Consider the following 25,527-nt stretch of genomic DNA (forward strand, 5'->3'; position numbering starts at 1 on the left):
CGAGACGCCGCCGAACGCACGATAGAGGCAACATGGCGCAGGATCGGTAAGCTGCTCGACCGCTTCACCCCGCAGGAATGTGCGAATTACCTTGTCAACTCAGGATACGCTTCAACCTGATCTCATCTTGCTCTAGTACTGACGGCGAAAAGTAATTTGGAAAAGGGTGCTGAGTCTTTGGCAAACATGATTGCTCTACGTCAAACTTGTGGCCTCATGCCGACCTTTCGGGGATACGATGGTGTGGCTGGACGATACGATTTCGACCGCGCTGATCAACAGGAATTCCAGCTGGCGTATGCTCATTACCTCGCTAGGGCAGAAAGCCGGATTCTTGAAATGACATCCGAAGAACTAACAGAGATTTGCGAAGTCGCTTCACGGTCTGAATAGGATCGCGCCTCAACTCAGACCTTGGTTCGCGATGGGCGAAAGCTTGGTTTGTCCAGCAAAGCGGATATTTGGCCTCAACATTACAATAAAAGAAAAAAGGCCGAGCATATGCTCGGCCGAAGTCCAACAGGGAGGTATGAAGACGTCATAAGTCGCCTTCATGGATTGAGATAAGTGTCATAGATTAACAAGACAAGGTCAAACATGCCGCAAGTGCGACATAACCGGCATGCGTTGCGTGCAAGCCTCAGTTGTTTGGGGGGTCCTCTGGTCGCTTGCGGTGGGCGATGATTTCATCCTGTACAAAATCCCGGAAGGCGGCGATGCGTTTGGATTGGCGCAGTTCTTCGGGGTAGGCGAGGAAGACGGGGACTTCGCCTGATTCAAGATCGGGCAGCACGCGGACCATGTCGGGGAAGTCCTTGATCACGTAATCGGGCAGGACACCGATGCCCAAGTCATTGATAACGCCCTGTAAAACACCGAAATAATTGTTCACCGTCAGCAGGCTTTGCAGGTCAAATGTCATCAAATGCTGTACCATGGTCATGCCGGCGCCCACCTGGGTCGAGCTGGGGTTCTGACAGATCAGGCGGTGGTTTCGGATGTCTTCGATCTTTTCCGGCGTGCCGTTACGGGCCAGGTATGCAGGCGTTGCATAGAGCCGCATGCGCACGGTCATCAGCTTTTTGCGGATCAGATCGGCCTGCGAGGGTTCCTTCATGCGGATGGCGACATCGGCTTCGCGCATGGGCAGGTCCAGCACGCGTTCTTCCAGCATCAGGTCGATTTTCAGGTCGGGGTATGTGTCATAGAATGTCGCCAGACGGGGGGCCAGCCACAGGGTGCCGAAGCCGGTTGTGGTGGTGACTTTCAGTTCGCCGAACACCTCTTCTTCGCTGTCGCGGATGCGGGCCGAGGCGGCATCAAGCCGCTTATTCATCGCCGATGTTGCATCAAAAAGCAGCTCGCCCTGTTCGGTCAGGATCAAACCGCGGGCGTGTCGGTGGAAGAGTGTGGTGTTGAGTGATTCTTCCAGCGCGCGGATTTGGCGGCTGACGGCGGATTGAGACAGGTGCAGAACCTCGCCCGCGTGGGTCAGGCTGCCGGCATCGGCAACGGCGTGAAATATTCTTAGTTTGTCCCAGTCCATTTTTGCGCAATCACCCTAAACGTTTCTGCCCGCTACCTTGGCTTTTGTTTCTCGTATTCGACAAAATCTGACCTAACGTCAAATTCATTTTGTAGGTCAGGTTTTTTGACCTATAATTACTCTAACAGAACACGGGGAGGTGCGCGATGAGCAGACAGGATATTTCTTTGTCCGATCGGTATGATCTGGCCAAGTCGCAGGTTCTGCTGAACGGCACGCAGGCGCTGGTGCGGCTGATGCTGATGCAGCGGGCGCGGGATGAACGGGCGGGGCTGAATACGGCCGGGCATGTCACTGGCTATCGCGGATCGCCCCTGGGCGCGGTTGATATGCAGATGATGCGGGCGGAAAAGCAGCTGAAGGCCGCGCAGGTTCTGTTTCAGCCGGGGCTGAATGAGGATCTGGCCGCCACTGCCCTTTGGGGGTCGCAGCAGGCCGAGTTGCGGGGCGAAGGGAAGTATGACGGAGTTTTCGGCCTGTGGTACGGCAAGGGGCCGGGGGTCGACCGCACCGGCGATGTGTTTCGGCATGCGAATATGGCGGGCACGTCGCAGCATGGCGGTGTGCTGGTGGCGATGGGCGATGATCACACGGGCGAAAGTTCGACTGTTTTGCATCAGTCCGAATGGTCTTTGATCGACTTCTACATGCCGATTGTCAGCCCCGCCGGTGTGCAGGAAATTCTGGATTACGGTCTTTATGGTTGGGCGCTTAGCCGGTTTTCGGGGCTTTGGGTGGGGCTGAAGACGATGAAGGACACGGTCGAGGCGACGAGTGTCGTCAACGGTGATCCGTTCCGGCTTGATTTTATGCGCCCAGAGTTTGACATGCCGCAGGGTGGGCTGAACATCCGGCTGCCGGATACGCCGGCGGAACAAGAGGCGCGGGTTATCGATTATAAACGCTTCGCGGCCGAGGCGTTTTCCCACGCCAACCAGATGGACAAGCGCGTCTGGGGCAAGCCCGGCGCCAGGATCGGGTTTGTGGCGGCGGGCAAGAACTGGCTGGATCTGGTGCATGCGCTGTCACTGTTGAATATTGATGAGGCCGAGGCCGAGCGTCTGGGCATCACAACCTATAAGGTCGGGCAAACCTTCCCGCTGGATATGAAGGGCTTTCATGATTGGGCCGAGGGGCTGGATCTGATTGTTGTCGTTGAGGAAAAGCGCAAGCTGATCGAGGTGCAGATCAAGGAAGCGATCTTTGATGACCGGCGCGGGCGGCGTGTTTATGGCTGGTACAAAGGCGGGGCAGGTGGGATGCACCGGGACGAACTGTTCCCGACCCGCGGCGCGCTAGACCCGATCTGGATTGCGGAAAAGCTGGGCGAGATTCTGATTGAGGAAGGACGCGAGACGGATCGCATCCGCGCAGGGCTTCAGACGCTGCAAGAGGCGCGCAAGGCCGATAACGCCGAAGAAATCGCAGCGCGGCTGCCCTATTTCTGTTCGGGGTGTCCGCATAACAGCTCAACCAAGCTGCCCGAGGGGTCGCGCGCCTATGCCGGGATCGGCTGCCATTATATGGTGCAGTGGATGGACCGGGAAACGGTCGGGTTCACTCAGATGGGCGGCGAGGGCGTGAACTGGGTGGGCGAGGCCCCGTTTTCGACCCGCGATCATGTCTTTCAGAACCTGGGCGACGGCACCTATAACCACTCGGGCGCGCAGGCCATTCGGGCGGCGCTGGCGGCGGGCACGAATATCACCTTCAAGATCCTTTATAACGATGCGGTTGCCATGACCGGCGGACAGGCGAATGAGGGCGACCTGAGCGCGGATCGGATTTGCGATGAGCTGCTGGCGATGGGGGTTCGGAACGTCGCTTTGGTACATGATCCAAAGGAAGGTCTGGATTTATCGGTTTTCCCCAGCCAGGTCGAACAATTCGAGCGCAGCGATCTGATGTCGGTTCAGAAGAAATATGAGAAAATCAAAGGCGTATCGGCCATTGTTTATGTTCAGACCTGTGCTGCGGAAAAACGTCGCCGTCGCAAGCGCGGGCAGTTTCCGGACCCGGATAAACGGGTCTTTATCAACACGGATGTCTGCGAGGGCTGTGGCGACTGCGGGGTACAGTCGAACTGTGTGTCGATCGTGCCGGTGGAAACCGAACTGGGCCGCAAGCGGGCGATTGACCAGTCGTCCTGCAACAAGGATTTTTCTTGCGTGAATGGCTTTTGCCCCAGTTTCGTGACGGTGCAGTGGGCCAAGATACGCAAGCAGGCGGCGACGGATTTTGAGCTGCCCGCTCTGCCTGATCCGCAGCTGCCCGCGATCAAGGGCACCCATAATATTGTGATCACGGGCGTTGGGGGCACGGGCGTTGTGACCATCGGCGCAGTTCTGACGATGGCCGCCCATATTGATGAAAAGGGCGCTGCCATGATGGAAATGGCGGGTCTGGCGCAAAAGGGCGGTGCGGTGCATATCCATTGCCGTCTGGCAGAAAAGCCCGAAGATATCAGCGCGATCCGCGTGGCCACGGGGGAATGCGATGCGCTGATCGGCGGTGATCTGGTGGTCAGCGCGGGGGCTAAAACTCTGGGGCTGATGAAAACCGGCCGCACGGGTGGGGTGGTGAACAGCCATGAGATTATCACCGGCGATTTCACCCGCGATACTGGATTCCGCATTCCCTCGGACCAACTTGCGCTGGCGCTGCAGGCGCGGTTGCAGGATGGGCTAAGCCTGTTCGATGCGTCCGAGATTGCCAAGAAATTGCTTGGCGACTCGATCTTTTCCAACATGCTGCTGTTTGGTGCGGCCTGGCAAAAAGGGCTGATCCCCTTGACCCGCGATGCGATCCTGCGCGCGGTTGCGCTGAACGGTGCGGCGGTCGAAAAAAACCAACGCGCGTTTGAGATCGGGCGGTGGTGTATTGAATTTCCCGAAGAAGCTGCGCGTCTGGTGACGGATGTTGTGGTCGACAAGCCCAAGTCTTTGAAGGAAAAAATTGATTTTCGCGTGCAGCACATCACCGACTATCAATCGCGCAAACTGGCGGATCGGTATCTGGCGCTGCTGGATCGGGTCAAGGACCCTGCGCTGAAAGAAGCTGTGGCGATGGGCTATCACAAGCTGCTGACTTACAAGGATGAATATGAAGTCGCGCGGCTGTTGCGGACGACAAAAGAAAAAGCGCAGGCCGAGTTTGATGGCGACCTGACGTTGACCTATCACCTGGCGCCGCCGTTGCTTAGTCCGATGGGCGCGAATGGTCGGCCCGTTAAGCGAGCGTTCGGTGGCTGGATCGGACGTTTCTTTGGCCCGTTGTCCCGCATGAAGGGGCTGCGCGGAACGCCGTTCGATATCTTTGGCTATACCGCCGAACGCCGGATGGAGCGTGGCCTGATTGCCCAGTATGAGGCCGATATGGACGAGGTTTTGGGCAATCTGACGTCTGACAAGCTGCCAATCGCAGTGGAACTGGCGGAACTGCCCCTTCAAATTCGGGGGTTTGGTCCGGTGAAGGACGCCAACGCAAAGGCTGCTGAAAACCGCCGCACTGAACTGCTGCAGGCGTTTCGGGCACCCCAAACCGAATATTCCACTGCGGCAGAATAGCCGTGATGACAAAAATCTGACTAGCCACATTGGCCAAACATGCATAGATAGCGCTGAGTATTATTAAGGTTAAGCGCATGAACCAGCGTCAGATTGCCCGCGAGATCAGCTATGCCAGCTCGGCCAACAGCCGGGGCGGGCGCGCGGTTATTCGGTTGATGGAAAACGCGACGGGTCGGTTGCGGCTGATCCGACGCGCCAAGGGCTATGAACAAGAGGTCGCGGCGGGTCGCGATTTCTGGCAGGTGATGGTTGATCGCTATGGCCTGAGCCTGGATGTGGTTGGCGGATCGCTGGAAAACATCCCGAAAACCGGCCCGCTGATCATGGTGGCCAATCACCCCTATGGCATTCTGGACGGGCTGATGATGGGCCATATCCTAAGCCACGTGCGCGGCGATTTCCGTATTCTGGCCAACAGCGTGTTTCGTAAAGCGAAAGAACTGGACGATGTGGTGCTGCCGGTGTCGTTTGATCAGACGAAAGAGGCGGTGCAGCTGAACCTGCAGACCCGCAAGGATGCGCTGGCCTATCTGGCGCAGGGCGGGGCGATTGGTGTGTTTCCTGGTGGGACTGTTTCGACGGCGGCCAAGCCCTTTGCCAGGCCGATGGACCCCGGTTGGCGGTCGTTCACGGCCAAGATGGTGGCAAAGTCCGAGGCGACCGTGGTGCCTGCGTTTTTTGAGGGCCATAACTCACGCCTGTTCCAGATTGCCAGCCACCTGCATACGACGTTGCGGATGGGGCTGCTGATCAAGGAATTCAAATCGCGCATCGATGAACCGGTGCGGATCGTGATTGGCAAGCCGCTGGATGCCGCTGAAATAGACGTGCGGCGTAAGGATCCCCAGGCGATGATGGCGTATTTGCGTCGGGCGACCTATAGTTTGTCATCAAAACCCATCCTATGGTCTGATCAGGGCTATGAATTTGAAAAGCAACATAAAAACTGATGGCGATTGGTATTTTTGACAGCGGGCTTGGTGGTCTTACGGTTCTGAATGCCGCAGCAAAACGGCTGCCGGAGGTGCCCTTTGTTTATCTGGGCGATAATGCGCATACGCCCTATGGGGTCCGTGATGCGGATGATATCTATGACCTGACGACCATGGGCGTTCAGAGGTTGTGGGACGCGGGCTGCGATCTGGTTATTCTGGCATGCAATACGGCGTCGGCGGCGGCGCTGCGGCGGATGCAGGAAAGCTGGATTCCACGCGACAAACGGGTCTTGGGTGTTTTCGTACCGCTGATTGAGGCGCTGACAGAACGGCAGTGGGGCGATAATTCACCCCCGCGCGAGGTTTCGGTGAAGCATGTGGCGCTGTTTGCGACGCCAGCGACAGTGTCCAGCCGTGCATTTCAGCGCGAACTGGCGTTTCGCGCGATTGGCGTCGATGTCGAAGCGCAGGCCTGCGGCGGGGTCGTGGACGCGATTGAGGAAGGCGACCTGATCCTGGCCGAAGCGCTGGTGCGGTCCCATGTCGATGCGCTGAAACGCAAGATGCCGACGCCCGAGGCCGCGATACTTGGCTGCACGCATTATCCGCTGCTTGAGGATGTTTTTCAGGATGCCCTGGGGCCCGAGGTCAAGGTCTATTCGCAGGCCAATCTGGTGGCGGACAGCTTGGCCGACTATCTGGGCCGACACCCCGATATGATGGGGCCTGGTCAGGACTCGATGTTCCTGACGACGGGTGATCCGGGGCGTGTGTCGAACAAGGCGACCCAGTTTCTGAAACGACGCATTTCATTCACCGCCGCCTGATCTTGGGGATTGCCACAGGCGATCCCGTTTGAAATTCCAGACCAGCTGACCTACAGACATTTTAAGAACTTTGGAGAGGTCAATGACCCATAAAATCGCTATTCTAGGGGCAAGTGGATATACTGGCGCGGAACTGGTGCGTCTGATTGCGACCCATCCCACGATCGAAATTGAGGCCCTGTCTGCTGACCGCAAGGCGGGGATGACAATGGCCGAGGTTTTTCCGCATCTGCGTCACCTTGATCTGCCGGTTCTGCAAAAGATCGATCAGATTGAGTTTTCGGGCATTGAACTGGTGTTCTGCGCCTTGCCGCATGCGACGTCGCAGGCGGTGATCAGCAAGTTGCCGCACGATCTGAAAGTCGTTGATTTATCAGCAGATTTCAGGCTGCGCGATCCGGCAGAGTACGAAAAATGGTATGGCCAACCACACAGTGCAATCGATTTACAGGCCGAAGCGGTCTATGGCCTGACCGAGTTTTATCGCGATCAGATCAAAACGGCGCGGCTGGTGGCTTGTACGGGCTGCAATGCGGCGACCGGTCAATATGCCCTGCGGCCGCTGATTTCGGCGGGTATTATTGATCTGGACGATATCATCATCGATCTGAAAACCGGCGTCAGCGGTGCGGGCCGGTCGCTGAAGGAAAACCTGTTGCATGCCGAGCTGAGCGAGGGCGCACATGCCTATGGTGTGGGCGGTGTGCACCGGCATCTGGGTGAGTTTGATCAGGAATTTTCGCGGCTGGCGGGTCGCCCCGTTCAGGTTCAGTTCACGCCACATCTGATGCCCGCGAACCGCGGTATTCTGGCGACGATCTATGTAAAAGGTGATGCAGATCAAATCCATTCGACCCTGAACGAAGTATATCAGTCAGAGCCGTTCATTCAGGTTCTGCCCTTTGGTCAGCATCCCTCGACCCGGCATATACGGGGGTCAAACCTTTGCCATCTGGGTGTCGTTGCGGACAGGATTGCCGGGCGCAGCATTGTGATCGCGGCGCTGGACAATTTAACCAAGGGATCAAGCGGTCAGGCCTTGCAGAATGCAAACCTGATGTTAGGTGAGGATGAAACCACGGGGCTGATGATGGCCCCTGTTTTCCCATGAGGCGCGTATGAAGGGACTGAAAAAACAACGTCGTATCCAGGTGGTCCTGCTGACAACAGGGGCGCTGATCGTGTCGTTTCTGTTGATCTGGTATGCCAGTCAGGATGCCTTTCAGTTCTTCCGCGCCCCAAGCGAGGTGATCGCCGCGCCGCCCCCGGAAAATGAGGTGTTTCGCATTGGCGGTCTGGTGGAAGAGGGCACGCTGATCCGGGATCAGGGGGAAACGATCACCTTTATGGTGACGGATGGCGGTGGCTCGGTCCCTGTGGCCTATACCGGTGTTTTGCCTGATCTTTTTGGTGAAGGTGAAGGCATGGTGGGCACCGGGCGGCTGATCAATGGCACCTTTCAGGCGACTGAAATTCTGGCGCGCCACGATGAAACTTATATGCCCGCCGAGGTGATCGATGCGCTGAAAGAGCAGGGCGTCTATCAGGATCCGAACGGTGATATAGCGACGAATTAACCTTCATTACGCAAACTTTGCCCCACAGTTAACCATAATGGGGCATAGGCAATGCAAACCGTTCAGGAAATTGCAGAAGAAATCGTTGTCCGAGAGGGCGGCTATGTCAACGACCCGGATGATCCGGGCGGGGCGACAAAATACGGTGTCACGATCCATACGATGCGCCGGTTGGGGTTGGACCTGACCGGCGATGGCCGTGTCACCGAACAGGACGTGCGGCGGCTAAGTCGCGGTCAGGCCATCGAAATCTTTATCGATCATTATTTCAACCGGCCGCGGATAGCGTCGCTGCCGCGCGTTTTGCACGCGTCGGTTTTCGACATGTATGTGAACGCGGGCGGCAATGCGGTGAAGATTTTGCAGCGGCTTTTGGGGCAGATGGGCTGGCGCGTATCGGTTGATGGGGTCATCGGACCCCAGACCATCACTGCCACAAAAGAGGCGAATACAGCTGCGCCCGATCACCTGGCCGATGCCTATGGCATCGCGCGCCGTAACTATTATTACCGTCTGGCCGATGCGCGCCCGGCGTCACGCAAATATGCACGCCGTCGGGATGGCGGCAAGGGCGGTTGGATCCTGCGGGCCGAAGAATTCATTTCGCCAAAATATCATCTGACAGACGAAGAACATGCCAAGAGGATCGCGTCATGGGGCTGATTGAACGTATTTTTGGGTTCATCTTTGGCGGCGGTCGCAATGTGATCAAAGAAACCGCCGAGGTCTTTATCGAGAACAAGGAAGAAAGTGCCGTGCGCGAGGCGGCCTTGCGGACCCAGGCCCTGCAACAATATGGCAGTGAATTCGTTGTGCCGCGCAAGGGCGGTTTTGACCAGTTCATGGATGGGGTGAACCGTATTCCACGGCCTGCGCTGGCTTTGGGCACATTGGGGCTTTTCGTGGCGGCGATGGTTGACCCGATCTGGTTTGCGAGCCGCATGCAGGGGATCGCGCTGGTGCCCGAACCGCTGTGGTGGTTGCTGGGTGCGATTGTCAGCTTTTACTTCGGCGCTCGCCATCAGGTCAAAAGCCAGGAATTTCAGCGATCGATCAATGAAACCATGACGCGCGTGCCTCAGGTTATTGAAAACACGCGGGCTTTGGCGGACCTGTCGGCTGACACGCCTGGCGTTGCTGAAACGACCCAAAGTGCCAATCTGACAATGGCGGCGGTTCAGCCGGACCGCAATCCGGCGTTGGACGACTGGCGCAGCAGTCGGGCATAACCGCCAAGCATCACCACTGAAAATGCGCCCTTTGTTGGCGCATTTTTTTATTCCGCCCTTGTCACCGGATCAGAAGTGCCGAAAGCTGCGCTTGGGGAACTGGGGGGGCAAGATGGCAGAGATCGGTTTCAAACGTGCGGATTTTCCGGAAGATTTTATCTTTGGGGTCGCGACCTCAAGCTATCAGATTGAGGGGCATCAATTCGGCGGTGCCGGTCTGACCCACTGGGATAGCTTTGCGGCGACACCCGGTAATATCAAAGGTGCCGAAAACGGCGCAACGGCCTGTGATCATTACCATAAATGGCCCGAAGACCTGGATTTGATCCAAGCCATGGGCGCCGATGCCTATCGGTTTTCGACATCCTGGGCGCGTGTTCTGCCAGAGGGGACGGGCCAGCCAAACCCGCAGGGCTTGGATTTTTATGATCGGCTGGTCGATGGTTTGTTGGATCGTGGGATCAAGCCCTTTGCGACGCTGTATCACTGGGAATTGCCAGCGCCCCTGGCGGATCTGGGGGGCTGGCGCAATCGGGATATTGCGAAGTGGTTCGCCGATTTTGCGTCTATTCTGATGCGGCGGATCGGGGACCGGGTGCATGCAACGGCCACGATCAATGAACCATGGTGTGTCAGTTGGCTAAGCCATTTTCTGGGTCATCACGCACCGGGGCTGCGGGACATCCGGGCCACTGCGCGGTCGATGCTCCATGTTTTGCTGGCCCATGGCGCGGCGGTGCAGGCGATGCGCGCCGAAGGGATCGACAACATCGGCCTGGTGGCGAATATGGAGTACGCTCAGCCGGTCAGCCAAAACCCGGCCGATATCGCCGCCGCCGAACGCTATGATGCGATCTATAATCTTTGGTTTCTTGATGCTGCCCTGCTGCAAAGCTATCCCAAAGCCGCACTGGACGGGCTGGAACCGCATTTGCCCGCGGGTTGGGCCGATGATTTCCCCATGATTGCCGCGCCGGTCGACTGGATCGGGCTGAATTACTATACCAAAAAGATCATTGCCGCCGCCGACGGCCCCTTTCCAGCGCTTGCCGAAATCGATGGCCCGCCCCCGAAAACCACGATGGGATGGGAGATATATCCAGAAGGCCTGGCCTATTTTCTAAGAAACATTCATAGCCGTTATGGCGACAGGCCGATCTATGTCACGGAAAACGGGATGTCACATGACGATCAGGTCATAGATGGTCGTGTGTCCGATCAGGTGCGCATCGAATATCTGGAAAAACACGTTGCTCAATTGCGCCAAGTGATGGCCGAAGGCGTTGATGTAAAAGGATATTTCATCTGGTCCCTATTGGACAACTACGAATGGGCCCTGGGGTATGACAAGCGCTTTGGCCTGGTGCATATGGATTTTGAAACATTGGTCCGAACGCCCAAAGTATCCTATTTCGCCCTGCAAAAAGCATTGAAGAGACAATGATGCCGGGTGCGTCAATGCAACTTAAAGTGTATATTGACGTAACGTCATATTGCCAGCATTATTGAAGATCTGAAAAGGGGTTGCAATGGACCAAAAGTCTTTAAGCTGGTTCACCGAAAGATGTCAGCAGTGTAACAATTCGACTGATCTTTGGGGTATTGCCCTTGATTACTTTCACGGGCACGGCGTCAAGATGGCCAGCTATCATCATTATGGCGCCCAGGATCGCAATGAACTGGAGCTGACCGGAATCACTATCAATTCGTCAGGTTTTCCACAGGACTGGGTCGACTATTATATATCGGACCAGCTTTATAAGGTTGATCCGATCCCTGCTTTGGCGATGGAAAGCACGCAGCCCTTTTTCTGGTCCGACGCAACCCAGGTCAAAGGGTTGCTGAAAGAACAGAAAGACTATCTGCAGGAACTGAATGATGCTGATCTGGGCGATGGCATTGCCGTGCAGGTCTTTGGACCGGCGTTTCGCAATGGCTATGTCGGGCTGGGTTTTGGGGGCGATAAACCCGATCTGGCACCCGCGCAGATCATCGAATTGCAATGCGCGGCCCAGATTGCCCATATGCGCTATTGCGAATTAACGGCGGAACGCGCGCGGAAAAAGCGTGATCTGTCGCCGCGTGAATTCGAAATCCTTCACTGGATCGCCCGTGGCAAAAGCAATCGTGTGATTGCCGACATACTGGGGGTATCGCCCCATACGGTCGATACGCTGGTCAGACGCGTGTTCGACAAATTGAACGTTGCAGACCGTACAACAGCCGCGATCAAAGGCATCGGATCGGGTCTTTTACAGTTCACCACCACCCAAAATAGTTAATGACGTAGCGTCTGTCACGTGATTGCGTGATATGTCCAAAGCGCTTTGGAAGCTATAAGTAAATCCATCGCAAGGTTGGGTGTCTGACCGCTGGTATGGGGGATACGGGAATGAGTGCATGGGAAGACAGGGGCGCGATACAGGCTGTCACGTCGTCATTGTTAAGTTTTGTAGAGAGTACGGACGGACAACCAAAATCGGCAGCTGCGATCGAAATCGCAGCTCTGATGTTAGAGACGGCAGCGTATAATATGGCCGGCAAGGCCGGTGCGTCAGAGGTATCAAAGTTAATCGTATACGCCGCCGAGTTAGAGAGATTGGCAGACGGTTTTCGCGAAAGCGAAGCAAAATCTGCTGATAATGTAGTGAGTATCTTTCGGTAATGTGTAGTTCCGCACAGCAGGTCTGTCCTGCTGTGCGGTTTCACCAGTAACGTTCCTGCCCTAGGTATTGATCAGACCAATCAATGCAAAGGACAGAAACGATGAGTTGGAATCCTGCTTTAGAGAGTAAATGCATCGATGACGCCAGTATCGATGCGATTGAAACGGTGATTGTGCCGCGGGCAAGAGACTTGGGTGGTTTTGAGGTACGTCGTGCCTTGCCCGCGCCCAAACGCCAGATGGTCGGGCCCTTTATCTTTTTCGATCAGATGGGGCCCGCTGAGTTCATCACGGGAACAGGTATCGACGTGCGGCCGCATCCTCATATCGGGTTGGCCACGGTGACCTATCTGTTCGATGGCAAAATCCATCACCGCGACAGTCTGGGCACCGATCAGTGGATCGAGCCGGGCGCGGTGAACTGGATGGTGGCGGGCCATGGCATCACCCATTCCGAACGCACCGATGGCGAAATCCGCAAGGCGCCGCATAAGCTGTTTGGCATTCAGACCTGGGTGGCCTTGCCCAAGGACCACGAAGATCGCGAAGCAGCTTTTGAACACGCCGCCGAAGATCAGCTGCCGGTTCTGACGGGCGAAGGCAAGCATCTGCGACTGATTCTGGGGGCCGCCTACGGTGAACGCGCGCCGGTCGAAACCCCGTCCGAGATGTTTTACGCCGACGCCACGCTTGAGGCCGGGGCAGTGCTGCCCTTGCCCGACAATCACGAAGATCGCGGTATCTATGTGCTGGACGGGTCCGTTGAAATCGCAGGTCAGCGTTTTGACAAAGGCCAGATGATGGTGTTTCGGCCCGGTGACCATATCAGTCTGCGGGCAGGCGAGGTCGGTGCGCGGTTGATGTTGCTGGGGGGCGAAACGCTGGAAGGGTCGCGGTATATCTGGTGGAATTTCGTGGCCTCTTCGAAAGAACGCATTGAAGAGGCCAAGGAAGCCTGGCGCGCGGGTGACTGGCAACATGGCCGCTTTCAACTGCCGCCGGGCGATGACGATGAATTCATTCCGCTGCCGGATCGCTAAGCTATCAAGGCTGACCCAAGGAATCTTGTGTTTGAGCGATTCAAGCGCTTGACGGGATCAAAGCGGCAGAATAAACCACACTTCACGTTCGGCCCGACCGGACGTGCAGTGAGCGGTTGTAGCTCAGTTGGTTAGAGTACCGGCCTGTCACGCCGGGGGTCGCGGGTTCGAGCCCCGTCAACCGCGCCATCACTGCCATGCCCGATCCGGGCACGTGGACGATGATTCCACACCCATACGACGATGCGCGGTTGTAGCTCAGCTGGTTAGAGTACCGGCCTGTCACGCCGGGGGTCGCGGGTTCGAGCCCCGTCAACCGCGCCACTTCCCCACCACTATCACATCTGTCTTTTTCTTTTCCAAAGAATGGGATAGGCAATGCAGATGGTTCTACGCGTTTCCAATCTGACCTGCATGCGCGGGGGCATTCCAATTCTGGCCAATGTCTCGTTCGACCTGCATCCGGGGCAAATTCTGATGCTGCGGGGCCCGAACGGAATTGGCAAGACGACCCTGTTGCGGACCCTGGCTGGGCTTCAGCCATTGCACGCGGGTGATATTCAGGGCGCCGAGGATCAGATCGCCTATGCCGGTCACTCCGATGGGCTGAAATCCACACTGACCGTGCAAGAGAATCTGCTGTTCTGGGCGCGCATTTATGGGACATCCGGTATCCAGGCCGGGTTGGACGCCTTTGATCTGATGGATTTGCAGGATCGCAAGGCGCATGATCTGTCGGCGGGGCAAAAACGCCGCCTTGGTCTGGCGCGGCTTTTGGTGACGCACCGGCCGATCTGGATGCTGGATGAACCCACGGTATCGCTGGACACAAACAGCGTCGCACAGTTTGCCACGGCCGTGCGCGCCCATTGCGCATCGGGTGGGTCGGCGATCATGGCGACACATATCGATCTGGGGCTAGAGGCCGAAACGGTGGACCTGACCCCGTTCAAGGCCCTGGCCCCGATTGATGATGCCTTTGACGAGGCGTTCTTGTGATTGCCATCCTGACCCGCGATCTGCGTCTGGCGATCCGGTCGGGCGGGGGCTTTGGTCTAAGTCTGATGTTTTTTCTGATTGTCGTGGTGCTGACCCCCTTCGCGGTTGGCCCCGAGCCGCAGATACTGTCCCCCATCGCGGGTGGTATATTGTGGCTGGGGGCGATGTTGGCCTGTCTTTTGTCGCTCGACCGGATTTTTGCGCTGGATTACGAGGACGGATCACTTGATCTGCTGGCCACCGCGCCGATCCCCATGGAGGGCATCGTGACGGTCAAGGCATTGGCCCATTGGCTGACAACCGGTTTGCCCCTGACACTGGCCGCGCCTGCCTTTGGTCTGTTGTTGGATCTGCCGTTCTCTGCCTTTGGACTGCTGACACTGTCACTTGCCTTGGGAACGCCTGCCCTTAGCATGATCGGCACTTTTGGCGCTGCGTTGACAGTTGGCATCAAACGGGGGGGGTTGCTGTTGTCGTTGCTGGTTCTGCCGCTTTATGTGCCCACACTTATTTTCGGGGCCGAGGTCGTGCGCCGTGGCATCGAAGGATTGTCCATCGCGCCAGCCTTGATGATGCTGGCGGGCATCACCGCCGGGTCCATTGCGCTGATACCCTTTGCCGCAGCTGCGGCAATTCGTGTGGGTCTAAGATAAAGGAATAGCTGTCATGTCTCTTGTTGCGCAAGGATCCGAGGTTTAATTATACACCATGTCTCTTTGGGAATACGCCAACCCCCGCAAATTCATTGCCACAACCGATGTGGTGCTGCCTTGGTTCTGGGCGGGAACGATCGCGTGCCTGGTGGTGGGGCTGATCTGGGGGTTTTTCTTCACGCCCGATGATTTCAGGCAGGGGTCCACGGTCAAGATTATCTACCTGCATGTGCCATCGGCTTTGATGGCGATTAATGCCTGGCTGATGATGTTGGTGGCGTCGCTGATCTGGTTGATCCGAAGACATCATGTCAGTGCGCTGGCGGCCAAGGCGGCGGCACCCGTTGGGATCGCGATGACCTTGATCGCGCTTTTGACCGGCGCAATCTGGGGGGCGCCGATCTGGGGCAAACCCTGGGCCTGGGACCCGCGATTGACGTCGTTTCTGTGGCTATTCCTGTTCTATATCGGCTATATCGTGCTGTGGCAGGCCCTGGATGATATGGATACAGCCGCCGACATGACCTCGATTCTGTGTCTTGTCGGGTCGGTCTTTGCGCTATTGTCCCGCTATGCGTTCTTGTTCTGGAACAGTGGCCTGCATCAGGAAGCTTCGCTGTCCTTGGATAAGGAAACCAATATTGCGGATGTGTTTTATTATCCACTGCTGCTCTGTATTGCGGGATTTGTCCTTTTGTTCATAACGCTGGTTCTGGTGCGCACGAGGATGGAAATCCGGGCACGGCGGATGAAAGCATTGATTGCACGTGAAAGGATGGTTTGATGATGCCGGATCTTGGACGGTACGCGACCGAGGTGATTTCGGCCTATGTGGTATCTATTGTGATTATTCTGGCTATTGTCGCGCTGACATTGTGGCAGGCGCGCAAAACGAAAGCCCGCCTGGAAGAGGTCGAAAAGCGGAGCGTGCGACGTGGTTAAACTTGTTAAATTCAAATTTAAGCCGCTTGTTGTGACACCGCCTATTATTTTTGTAGGTTTTGCCACATTGGCGATGGTGGCAATGATGCGCGATGACCCCGACGCACTGCCGTCGGCCCGGATCGGGCAGCCCGCACCAGAGATCGACATTGCGCCATTGGGCGAAAAGGCGATTTTCGATGACAATGTGCTGCGGCAGGATGGGATCAAACTGGTGAATTTCTGGGCCAGTTGGTGCACGCCTTGTCGCGTTGAACATCCCAACCTGATGATGCTTGCGGATGAGGGCTTTCCGATCTACGGCATTAACTACAAAGAACCCAACGCCAGTGACGCCCTGAGGTTTCTGAATGATCTGGGTGATCCCTATGCCGCAGTCGGGACAGACATCACAGGTCGGGATACTGCGCTGGACTGGGGGGTTTACGGTATTCCGGAAACCTATGTGATTGATGACGATGGCACGATCCTGCTGAGAATTGCGGGTCCAGTGACGCAACGCGTGTTGGATCAGCAGATACGCCCTGCAATCGCGGCCGCCCGGGCCAATCAGGGGCCCTGATACCTTATTGCAATTGTTTTTGAACGGTCGAGGTCAGTTCGGTCAATGAAAACGGCTTGGGCAGAAAAACCGAATTCGGGATGTCCGCCTGATCGTCGGAAAACGAATCCTCGGCATAGCCGGACACAAAGACGACTTTTACATCTGGACGTTTTTCCAAGGCAGATTTTACCCATGTCGGCCCGTCGAGGCCCGGCATGATCACATCGGTCACAAACAGGTCGATATCCAGCGTTTCGTCTTCCAGAATGTCCAGGGCTTGCTCGGCGCTATCAGCTTCGATCACCGTATAGCCCCGTAGCTGCAACGCCCGGGACGCAAAGGCGCGCACTGGGGCTTCATCTTCGACCAGCATGATAACGCCGTCCCCTTGGCGGTCGCTTTGCTCTTTCGGCTCGGCGCTTTGCACGATGGGGGCATGGGCATCCAGCGGCCTTTCATGTGCAGGGAAATAAAGTGTGAAGGTCGTACCAGATCCAACGACGCTGTCGACAAAAATGTAGCCGCCTGTCTGTTTGACAATACCATAGGCCGTTGACAGCCCAAGTCCCGTGCCTTCGCCCGTGCGTTTGGTGGTGTAGAACGGCTCAAAGATCTTCGTCAGCTTTTCGGGTGGAATGCCCACGCCCTGATCGGACACCTTAACCGTCACATAATGACCTGCGGGCACGACGGCGCGGTCACGTTCTAGCGGGCCGGACAGAATGCGCGATTTCGTCTCGATCATGATCTCGCCGCCATCGGGCATCGCATCGCGGGCATTCACGACCAGGTTCATCAGAACCTGTTCCAGCTGGCGTTTGTCCGCTCGGATGGGTGACAAGCCCGCATCATGGATCAGTGACAGCGTGATTTTTTCACCGACAAGACGGTTCAGAAGATGCGTCAGATCTGACAGTGTGTCGCGCAGATCCATCGTTTCGGGTTGCAGATTTTGTTTACGTGAAAAAGCCAGCAACTGCCCGACAAGGCTGGCGGCACGGTTGGCGTTTTGATTGATCTGAACCAGATCGCCGTAGTCCGGATCCCCCTGATCATGCCGCAAAAGCAGCAGATCGCAGTGACCCGAGATTGCCGTCAGCAAGTTATTGAAATCATGGGCCACGCCACCGGCAAGCTGACCAATAGCCTGCATTTTCTGGCTTTGTACAAACTGGGCCTCAAGTGTTTTGAATTCGGTCGCGTCATTTAAAACGGCGATCAGGGCCGGTTTGCCGTCGTCCATGATACGGCTAAGCGTGATCTGGACGTATTTGTCATGATCGTCATTTTTGACCTTCAGGACTTCGGCGTGCAACAGGCCGCGACCGTCCAAAGTGTCGGCGATCCAGTCGGTCACCGCGCGCCCCAGCCCTTCGACCAGATCGCTCAGCCGCACGCCATTCTGGATCGGCTGATCAAAAATATCCTGCGCCGATGCGTTATGCGCGACGATCTTTCCATCGGGGCTGATTTTCAGCAAGGGCACCGGCAAGACCTGAAATAGGGTCCAGTTCGCCTCGCCTGTTCCGTCGGGTTTGGCGTTGGGTGTCAGATAAATCTCTCGCCGTCCACCGACGCTGTCAATGGCGGCCACACGGACAGAAATCAGCCCGGTCGCGCTGTCGATGGTATGAACGCCGCCGTGGCGCAGCGGAAGGTCGACAAAGACCTGCCCCAACGCTTTGGGTGTCTGGCCGAGCAGTGTCTTCATCGCATCGTTCGCAAAAAGGACCGTGCCCGATGTATTTGTCGTCATCATCGGCAGATGTATGGCGTCCAGACCGCGGACCGGAGGGGCGGTGTCTTCGATTTCCTCAATGCGCCACAGGAAATGACGGGTCCCGATCAGATGAACCGAAAGCCGCATATGACCCTGACGCGTTATGACCTCTTCCAGTGCCGATCCGGCTGTTAGCGTTTTGTTTTGCAAACGAAAAAGAACAGCCGAGGGATTGGCAAAGAGGCGTTTCAGATAGTCCGCAAGCGGTTTGCCCTGCCATTCATCGCCATCTGGCAAGGCGGCTTTGTTCTGATATTCGACGATACCATCGGTGTTTGTCAGGTAACAGTTCGCGCTGTCATGTTGGACAAATTCTGCGACACCCCGTGCGGTTCGGGTTTCGCGGCGTAGGGCCAGATGTGTGATGCACCATATCAGGCCAGCCAGGCAAAGAAAAATACCGGACAGGCCCAAGACAAGCGTGAATGTCAGAGGATCGCTTAGGAATGCTGAGACGGCAATCAAGACAATTCCCGTCAACAACATCAGCCGCGTCTGGGGCGACAAACGCAAAGCCATGTGAACAATTGGCTTCATTGATATCGACGGACTCGTCAACACATACTCCGATCAACTTACACTTCGTGCTTATCACGCCGTAAGTCTTAACAGTGCCTTAATTGGTTGGTTTTTTCAACTTCAGATTGATTTAATTTTGACGCAGGGTGGCGCGGAAAAATCCGTCGCCGCCGTCAAGGGGCGTCAGAAGGCGGCGATCATCGCAGGCCCAGGATGGATTGCGCGTCAGAAAACTGTCGATCTGAGCATGATTTTCCTGTGGCAGAAGTGAGCATGTCAGATAGATCAGCGCGCCCGTCTGCGACACGAGTTTTGCCGCATCGTCCAATATATCAGCCTGTTTTTGGGTCAAATCCCGCAGGCGATCCGGTGTCAGGCGCCATTTGGCGTCGGGCGTGCGCCGCCATGCGCCGCTGCCGGAACAAGGCGCATCGACGACAACCAGATCAAACGGTGCTTGCGCAGCCAATGCCTCAGTTTTTAAAATATCAATCCGTGTCCCTGCACGTTTTGCGCGAACCGGAATATCTTGCAGTCGACGATGATTGATATCGTGGGCGTAGACATCGAATCCCTTTGCCGCCAGCGCCAGGCTTTTGCCGCCCCCGCCCGCGCAGTAATCCAGAACGCGACCGGTCTGAACAGGCAGATCCGTCAGAACGGCCTGACTGGCGACGTCCTGCAGCTCAACCAGGCCATCCAGATAGGCGGCGCTGGTTTGGATGCGTTTTGTCTGATGGGTGACCTCAAGTGCTGTTGGGGCCAAGGCATGGGGGTGTGTCTCAATACCATCGGCCCGCAGTGCATCCTGGGCCGCGGTCAGTGTCGTTCGTGCGGTATTCACCCGCAGAAAAACCGGCGCGCGGTGCTGCATCAGGGTGCAGATGTCGGTGAAATCGGGCCCCAGGCTGGACTGAAGGGCAGGATGCAGCCAGTCGGGCATATCGACGGTGGCATCCGGTCTATCATGGCGCAGGGCCACATGTTCGGCATCTGACAGGGGGGCAGGGGCGTGACCGATACCAGAGAAAATCTCTTTTATATCTGTATCGTGGGTCATGGTCAGGCCGATCATAAGGCCACGCCCCGTCAACCCGCCGCCCATATGGGCCAGTGAATTGCGCTGCCGCAGCGTGTCGAACACCAGGTCACGGATGGCCTGACGATCTTTTGACCCCGCAAACCGATGCTGACGTGCCCAGGTGGTCAGCACGCGTTCAGCCGGGGCGTCATTCAGAATATCGTCCAGGATCTCAATCGCGGCGGCGACGCGGGCGGCGGGGGTCATGGGAACGGGGTGCTTTCAGTTGCGGCTGAAACGACGCAATACCTGTATTATTGTTTGAACAAAACCAAAGATCTTTCGTCCCACCGCACTTTGGTCTTTTCACCGCGTTGCAACACATGGCGCCCCACCAGGTTTTTCATCGAAATCGTCACCGGGCGTTCGATATTTTGAAGACGGACGTCGTAGTAGGTCATGTCACCGTAATAGGCGACCTCCTCGACTTGACCATCGATCAGATTACCCGTGTCGGTGTCGTTTTCAAAGGCAATGGCCATGGTTTCCGGCCGGATGCCCACATGAGTTTGCCCGGTCTTGGCCCCCGCCGGGCATTGATCTGGTGTCAGCATGACGGGGCCAAGCCCCGCCACATCGACCGCGATGCGGGCGCCCACGGCTATTTTGACCTCGGCCGGTAAAATGTTCATCACGCCGATGAATTCGCCCACCTGTCGGCTGATCGGTCGGCGATAAAGCGTCTGCGGGTCGGCCAGTTGCGCGATCTGGCCTTCGAACATCACAGCGATGCGGTCGGACATGATCAGCGCCTCTTCCTGATCATGGGTGACGAGGATGAAGGTGATCCCGACCTGTCGCTGCAGCCTGCGCAATTCGCTTTGCATCTGTTCGCGCAGCTTTTTGTCCAGCGCCGACAGCGGTTCATCCAACAGCAGGACCTTGGGTTTCAGGATCAGTGCACGTGCCAAAGCCACCCGTTGACGCTGACCCCCGGACAGAGCATGGGCCGCGCGCTTGCCGTATCCGTCCAGTCCGACCATATCCAGAGCATCTTCGACCAGTGTGTTGCGCGCGGCAGCGTTCAGATCCTTGCGGCGGCGCAGACCAAAGGCCACGTTCTGTGCGACGTTCAGGTGGGGAAAAATCGCGTAGCTTTGAAAAACCATGTTCGTCGGGCGGCGGTTGGCCGGGACATTTGCCATCGGCTGACCGTCGATGGTGACGGTGCCGTCGGTGACATCCTCAAACCCTGCAATTGTACGCAAAAGGGTGGTCTTGCCGCAGCCCGACGGGCCCAGAAGCGAAAAGAATTCGCCTGCCTGAATATCCAGGTTGATCCCACGAAGGGCGTGGTAGTCGCCATAATGCTTTTCAACGCCCTGTAGCGTGATCATGGTCATAAAAAGCCCCCTTTGTCTTTCAGGCCCGCACGTCGTAACCCATAGCGCCGCATGGTTTCCGCCAGGATCAGGATCAGGATCGACAGAACCACCAGGATGGTGCCCAATGCCATCACCACTGGCAATCGCTGCGGAAACCTTAGCTGGCTCCATAGGTAAACCGGCAAGGTCGGGTCGGTTCCGCTTAGGAAAAAGGCGATGATGAACTCATCCAGACTGATCGTGAACGAAATCAGCAAAGATGAGATAATGCCTGGCATCACAAGCGGCAGGGTGATCAGACGGAAGGTATTCCACTGGGTTTCCCCCAGATCATGCGCGGCCTCTTCGATCGCCGGGTCCAGATTTTGAAAGCTGGAATTCAGGATAGCGATACAGAAGGGTGTACAGATCAGGACATGGCCCATGATGACCGTCCACAGGCTGATGCCCAGACCGACATTCATGAAGACGATCAGCAGCGAAACAGCGACGATGATTTCGGGCAGGACCAGTGGCAGCATGATCAGACCCATGATGCCGCGTTGGGCGGGAAACCGATAGCGGGTGGCCGCCCGCGCGGCACAAATCCCAAGCAGCGTTGAAAAGACCGCCGTGATCGACGCAACAATCAGGCTGTTGATCACACTTTCATGCAGCGCGGTTGATCGTGCAGCGAAAAGCTCGGTGAACCATCTGGTTGTTCCGCCCTGCAAGGGAAAGGCAATAATCGTGCCGTCATTGAAGGCAAAGATGGGCAACAGCGCGATGGGTGCGTAAAGAAATACCAGATAGACAAACGCATAGATACGCAGGCTGCGTCCACTCATCGTTGTGTCCTTAGAAAGGGCCTGTTCAGGACCAGAAGGATCAGCGCAATTACCGTGACGCTTGCCATTGTCAGCACTGATAATGTTGCGCCCATGGGCTGATTGTCCAACCGCATGAATTGCAGCTGGATCATGTTGGCAATCATGGTGCCGCCGGGGCCACCAACCTGTTCCGGCGTAACATAGTCGCCCACCGTCGGGATGAACACGATCAGAATGCTGGCCAGAACCCCCGGCATCGCCAGCGGCAGGGTCACGCGGATAAATGTCGTCAGGCGGTTTTCGCCCAGATCCCGTGACGCCTCAAGCAGCGATCGGTCAATTTTTTCCAGTGCTACAAAGATCGGCAGAATGGCAAAGGGCGCAAAGGCATGGGCCAGTGTGATGACGACGGCTGTCGGATTATACAGGATGAACTGAAGCGGTGTTTCGATGAGGCCCAATCCCATCAGGCTGGAATTCACAACTCCGTTGAAGCCCAGGATCACTTTCCACAGAAATACCCGGATCAGATAGCTGGTCCAGAACGGAATGGTGATCAGAAAAAGCCAAAGGGATTTATGTCTGGGCGATACATGGAAGCTGATGAAATAGGCAATCGGAAAGGCCAGCAAGACAGTCACCACCGTCACCGCGCCTGAAATCAGCAAAGACCGGCGCAGAAGCTCGGGGTAGATGGGGTCATTGAAAGCCTCGGCGTAATTCGACAGTGTGAAGGTCGCCTCGGTCGGGTTGTCGGGCTGCGGCAGGAAGCTGAACAGCAATATCATCCCCAAAGGCCCCGCCAGCAGCAAAACTGCGTATAAAAGCGGTGGACTGACCAGTTTCAGACCTTTGATTGTATGAGTATCTGACGGCATCTTAAGCTTATCTCACATCAAATTTGACCAGACGGAAAGCAAAAAGATGCGAACCGTTCGAATGAAGCTTTAGGGATTTTAACCATGTTTCAAGCCACTTAGAGACGGATTTTCGACAAATGACGTTCCTCCGCCCGGCAAATGTTAAGCATTGATTAAGAAACGCGCATTAGGGTTGTTAACATTCTCTAACGGAGCCTCAAGATGAAATTCCGCATCCTGTCTGGATTTTTCGGCCGCGTTGGTGACCAGATGATGACAAGGCTGCTCAATCGCGGTGATACATCCGAGGGCGCGGAAATCAGTCAAGATATGACGGGCGTCATTCGCGGGGCGCAGTTTTCGGCAATATTGTCGGTGACCCCAACGATGATGATCGCAAACCTGTGCAATGCCATCGCCCTTTTGATCCTGGAGGTCAGTCTGAACAACATGACACCAGTGACCGCGCTATGGTGTCTGTTGGTGTGTTCTTTTGTAATCAAGGGCTTTACTGGTGTGAAACGGATCAGGAAAACCGGGTTTCGGCACAGTGTCAGCAGTCGCGCAACGGGTGCTATTGTGACGTCGTCGGTCTTTCTGGCCATCGTCTGGATGTATCCGGTTTTATACATCATGCCTCAGGGCGGGCTGCTTGAGGTGGCCTTCATCGCTGCTTTGACAGCAGGGATGATCGCAGGCGGCGCTTTGTCGCTTTACCCCCTGCCATTGGCCGCCATGCTGTATTCCGGCATGCTATTCACGGCATCAGTGGTTGGGTTGATCATCAGCGGCGTTGATCAGCTTGGGCCATTCCTGATCGTCATGGGGGCTTTTTTCGCGGTCGTCGTATCCTCAAGCAACAGGCATACGGGCCTTTTCCTGTCTGAGTTCAAAGGCAAAATCGATGCCGAGCGACAACGCGATATGATCTCATTGCTATTGGGTCAGTTTCATCAGAACAGCGGGTCGTGGCTGTGGCAGGCCGATAAGAATATGGTGTTTTCCACCACGTCCAAACCTTTGTTGCTGGCGCTTGGATTTTCGGAAAATGTGTCTCAGATGCCGAAGATCAGTGAATTTCTGAACATGATTTCGGCGCGCGCTGCGGATGATCGGTATCAGGATCAATTTGAAATTCTGAACAGCGGTGCATCCTTGGTGGGTGGTCAGTTCGAGGTCAAAGTCAAAGCCCAGGATCTGCACGGGCGTGAACGTGTTTTGATCATTGCAGGCAGCCGGGCTAATGACGACACGAACCTGACATTGGGCTATCAGGGCTATGTCAAAGACATCACGCAAGAGGCCAAGGCGAATGCGCGGGTGCATTATCTGGCGACCCATGATGTGGCGACAGGCATCTTCAACTATGCCGAGTTCTGTCGTCGATCCAGTGAATTCATCGAGGCTGTTCCAGGGCCGGATACGGTGATCCTTTTCCTGTTTGTCGACTCGGATAACCTGAAATCGGTCAACGATAATTTTGGTCATGCAGCAGGCGACAAACTGATCGAAACCGTCGCGGACCGGATTGGTCAGTTGGTCGGGCAGGACGGTCTGGTTGGACGCAAAGGCGGTGACGAATTCCTGGTCTGTAAAAGTTTCGATACCGATCAAGACGCGCGGGCCTTTGCACATTGCGTGCATGAAGCCCTGAGTCGCGGGTTGGATCACAAGGGGCGTTCGGTACCGTTGAGTTGCAGCATTGGTGTCAGCCTGCAAACAGCCCTGGAAGCAAACCCGGCCGAGCTAGAGCTTGAAGCGGACCGCGCGCTTTATCGTGCGAAAATGGCCGGCAAAGCGCGGCTTGTGTTCTATGACGCAAAGATGGGCGAAGAACTGAAGCAGGAAAGACAACTGGCCCTTGATCTGAAATCGGCCATAGATAAAGGGCAGCTTAACCTGGTGTTCCAGCCTTTTGTTTCCGTAAACGGCCAAAACATCGTGGGCGCCGAGGCGCTGTTGCGCTGGCAGCACCCCGTTTTCGGCCCCATCAGGCCGGACAAGATCGTCAAATTGGCCGCAGAAGAAGGCTGCAGTTTCGACCTGGCGCTATATGTTCTGCAAAATGCGATCTCGACCGCGTCCACTTGGCCTGATCCGATCTTTGTGTCGGTCAACATCACCGCAAGTGAACTGCAAGACAGCCGGTTTTCATCCGAGGTGATCCATCTGTTGCAGGCCATTGATTTCGCGCCAGATCGCCTTTGTATCGAGATCACAGAATCCGAGGTGCTTGAAACAAGTGATGCTGTGGCCAACAACCTTCGCAAGCTAAGACAGGAAGGAATTTCAATCGCCGTCGATGATTTCGGCGCGGGCTATTCGTCGCTGAGTTATCTGCATAAATACCCCGCCGATTGCGTCAAGGTTGACCGATCACTGGTCACCAACTGTGATCTGCGCCAAAACGGACAGGTCGTCTTAAGTGCGGTTCACAAGATGATCCACGCCACAGGATCCAGGATCATCATCGAAGGGGTCGAGACGCAGGAAGAACTGCAGGTGGTCAAAGCCGCAGGATATGGAATCGTGCAAGGGTATATCTTCTACAAACCCATGCCTGCAGAGGATCTTATCCCCCTTTTTAACAATGACAGCGATGTGAAGGCAAAGATGGCATAGACCGT

23 protein-coding genes and 2 tRNA genes are annotated in these 25,527 nt (G+C 56.1%); 19 read left to right on the plus strand and 6 right to left on the minus strand.

Translation table 11 applies throughout. From position 1 onward, the window contains the following. Positions 1-640 precede the first annotated feature (640 nt). On the minus strand, positions 641-1,546 hold the full coding sequence (locus H7848_RS12285) for a LysR family transcriptional regulator (RefSeq protein WP_208351934.1): 906 nt from the start codon (positions 1,544-1,546) through the stop codon (positions 641-643). A gap of 146 nt (positions 1,547-1,692) precedes the next feature. On the opposite strand from H7848_RS12285, the gene H7848_RS12290 reads away from it, so the two are divergent. From H7848_RS12290 to H7848_RS12375, 18 genes are all read left to right on the plus strand, one after another. Then, on the plus strand, positions 1,693-5,112 hold the full coding sequence (locus H7848_RS12290) for an indolepyruvate ferredoxin oxidoreductase family protein (protein WP_208351937.1): 3,420 nt from the start codon (positions 1,693-1,695) through the stop codon (positions 5,110-5,112). A 77-nt stretch (positions 5,113-5,189) separates the two neighbouring features. Next, a complete protein-coding gene (locus H7848_RS12295; protein WP_208351940.1) occupies positions 5,190-6,065 on the plus strand; it encodes a lysophospholipid acyltransferase family protein in 876 nt (291 codons plus the stop codon). Then, positions 6,065-6,877, plus strand: a complete 813-nt coding sequence (locus H7848_RS12300) for a glutamate racemase (RefSeq protein ID WP_208351942.1) — start codon at positions 6,065-6,067, stop codon at positions 6,875-6,877. The genes H7848_RS12295 and H7848_RS12300 overlap by 1 nt, the downstream gene beginning before the upstream one ends. Before the next feature lie 82 nt (positions 6,878-6,959). Next, on the plus strand, positions 6,960-7,988 hold the full coding sequence (gene argC, locus H7848_RS12305) for an N-acetyl-gamma-glutamyl-phosphate reductase (RefSeq protein WP_208351944.1): 1,029 nt from the start codon (positions 6,960-6,962) through the stop codon (positions 7,986-7,988). Between the two features lie 7 nt (positions 7,989-7,995). After that, positions 7,996-8,454 (plus strand): cytochrome c maturation protein CcmE, encoded by a 459-nt coding sequence (gene ccmE, locus H7848_RS12310; RefSeq protein ID WP_208351946.1) that lies wholly within the window; start codon positions 7,996-7,998, stop codon positions 8,452-8,454. A gap of 51 nt (positions 8,455-8,505) precedes the next feature. Further along, positions 8,506-9,117, plus strand: a complete 612-nt coding sequence (locus tag H7848_RS12315) for a holin-associated N-acetylmuramidase (RefSeq protein WP_208351948.1) — start codon at positions 8,506-8,508, stop codon at positions 9,115-9,117. After that, positions 9,108-9,683, plus strand: coding sequence for a holin family protein (locus H7848_RS12320; protein ID WP_208351949.1), 576 nt, complete (start codon positions 9,108-9,110; stop codon positions 9,681-9,683). The genes H7848_RS12315 and H7848_RS12320 overlap by 10 nt, the downstream gene beginning before the upstream one ends. Positions 9,684-9,804: 121 nt before the next feature. Further along, positions 9,805-11,127, plus strand: a complete 1,323-nt coding sequence (locus H7848_RS12325; RefSeq protein WP_208352066.1) for a GH1 family beta-glucosidase — start codon at positions 9,805-9,807, stop codon at positions 11,125-11,127. An 85-nt stretch (positions 11,128-11,212) separates the two neighbouring features. After that, positions 11,213-11,965 (plus strand): helix-turn-helix transcriptional regulator, encoded by a 753-nt coding sequence (locus tag H7848_RS12330; protein ID WP_208351952.1) that lies wholly within the window; start codon positions 11,213-11,215, stop codon positions 11,963-11,965. A 110-nt stretch (positions 11,966-12,075) separates the two neighbouring features. Beyond that, positions 12,076-12,348, plus strand: a complete 273-nt coding sequence (locus H7848_RS12335) for a hypothetical protein (RefSeq protein ID WP_208351954.1) — start codon at positions 12,076-12,078, stop codon at positions 12,346-12,348. Positions 12,349-12,449: 101 nt separating this feature from the next. Further along, complete coding sequence (locus tag H7848_RS12340) at positions 12,450-13,388, plus strand: pirin family protein (RefSeq protein ID WP_208351956.1); 939 nt, start codon at positions 12,450-12,452, stop codon at positions 13,386-13,388. A 112-nt stretch (positions 13,389-13,500) separates the two neighbouring features. Continuing rightward, positions 13,501-13,577 (plus strand) — tRNA-Asp (locus H7848_RS12345). Between the two features lie 58 nt (positions 13,578-13,635). Next, positions 13,636-13,712: transfer RNA gene (locus H7848_RS12350), tRNA-Asp, on the plus strand. 60 nt (positions 13,713-13,772) lie between these two features. Further along, positions 13,773-14,387, plus strand: coding sequence for a heme ABC exporter ATP-binding protein CcmA (gene ccmA / locus H7848_RS12355; protein WP_208352067.1), 615 nt, complete (start codon positions 13,773-13,775; stop codon positions 14,385-14,387). Beyond that, positions 14,384-15,040: a heme exporter protein CcmB gene (ccmB, locus tag H7848_RS12360; protein WP_208351958.1), complete on the plus strand. Its 657-nt coding sequence runs from the start codon at positions 14,384-14,386 to the stop codon at positions 15,038-15,040. The genes ccmA and ccmB overlap by 4 nt, the downstream gene beginning before the upstream one ends. A 55-nt stretch (positions 15,041-15,095) precedes the next feature. After that, positions 15,096-15,824: a heme ABC transporter permease CcmC gene (gene ccmC, locus H7848_RS12365; protein WP_208351964.1), complete on the plus strand. Its 729-nt coding sequence runs from the start codon at positions 15,096-15,098 to the stop codon at positions 15,822-15,824. Further along, entirely contained in the window at positions 15,824-15,982 is a 159-nt protein-coding gene (gene ccmD / locus H7848_RS12370) for a heme exporter protein CcmD (protein ID WP_208351967.1), read from the plus strand. The genes ccmC and ccmD overlap by 1 nt, the downstream gene beginning before the upstream one ends. Further along, a complete protein-coding gene (locus H7848_RS12375; protein WP_336512094.1) occupies positions 15,975-16,544 on the plus strand; it encodes a DsbE family thiol:disulfide interchange protein in 570 nt (189 codons plus the stop codon). Before ccmD ends, H7848_RS12375 begins: the two co-directional genes overlap by 8 nt. A 4-nt stretch (positions 16,545-16,548) precedes the next feature. Here H7848_RS12375 and H7848_RS12380 read toward each other — a convergent pair whose 3' ends face one another. The 5 genes from H7848_RS12380 to H7848_RS12400 all read right to left on the minus strand — a co-directional run bounded on the left by H7848_RS12380 (position 16,549) and on the right by H7848_RS12400 (position 22,918). Then, on the minus strand, positions 16,549-18,843 hold the full coding sequence (locus H7848_RS12380; RefSeq protein WP_208351970.1) for an ATP-binding protein: 2,295 nt from the start codon (positions 18,841-18,843) through the stop codon (positions 16,549-16,551). 112 nt (positions 18,844-18,955) lie between these two features. Further along, the gene (locus H7848_RS12385) at positions 18,956-20,113 is read right to left on the minus strand and encodes an RsmB/NOP family class I SAM-dependent RNA methyltransferase (protein ID WP_208351973.1); all 1,158 of its coding nucleotides are present in this window, start codon (positions 20,111-20,113) and stop codon (positions 18,956-18,958) included. A gap of 47 nt (positions 20,114-20,160) precedes the next feature. Beyond that, the gene (locus tag H7848_RS12390) at positions 20,161-21,243 is read right to left on the minus strand and encodes an ABC transporter ATP-binding protein (protein ID WP_419555509.1); all 1,083 of its coding nucleotides are present in this window, start codon (positions 21,241-21,243) and stop codon (positions 20,161-20,163) included. A 2-nt stretch (positions 21,244-21,245) separates the two neighbouring features. Next, on the minus strand, positions 21,246-22,058 hold the full coding sequence (locus H7848_RS12395; protein WP_208351979.1) for an ABC transporter permease: 813 nt from the start codon (positions 22,056-22,058) through the stop codon (positions 21,246-21,248). Then, positions 22,055-22,918 (minus strand): ABC transporter permease, encoded by an 864-nt coding sequence (locus H7848_RS12400; RefSeq protein ID WP_208351982.1) that lies wholly within the window; start codon positions 22,916-22,918, stop codon positions 22,055-22,057. Before H7848_RS12400 ends, H7848_RS12395 begins: the two co-directional genes overlap by 4 nt. A gap of 204 nt (positions 22,919-23,122) precedes the next feature. Between H7848_RS12400 and H7848_RS12405 the strand changes: the two genes are divergently transcribed. Beyond that, positions 23,123-25,522, plus strand: a complete 2,400-nt coding sequence (locus H7848_RS12405; protein WP_208351984.1) for a putative bifunctional diguanylate cyclase/phosphodiesterase — start codon at positions 23,123-23,125, stop codon at positions 25,520-25,522. Positions 25,523-25,527 lie beyond the last annotated feature (5 nt).

The organism is Pseudaestuariivita rosea (assembly GCF_017592335.1).
GTDB classification, from domain to species: Bacteria; Pseudomonadota; Alphaproteobacteria; order Rhodobacterales; family Rhodobacteraceae; genus Parasulfitobacter; species Parasulfitobacter rosea.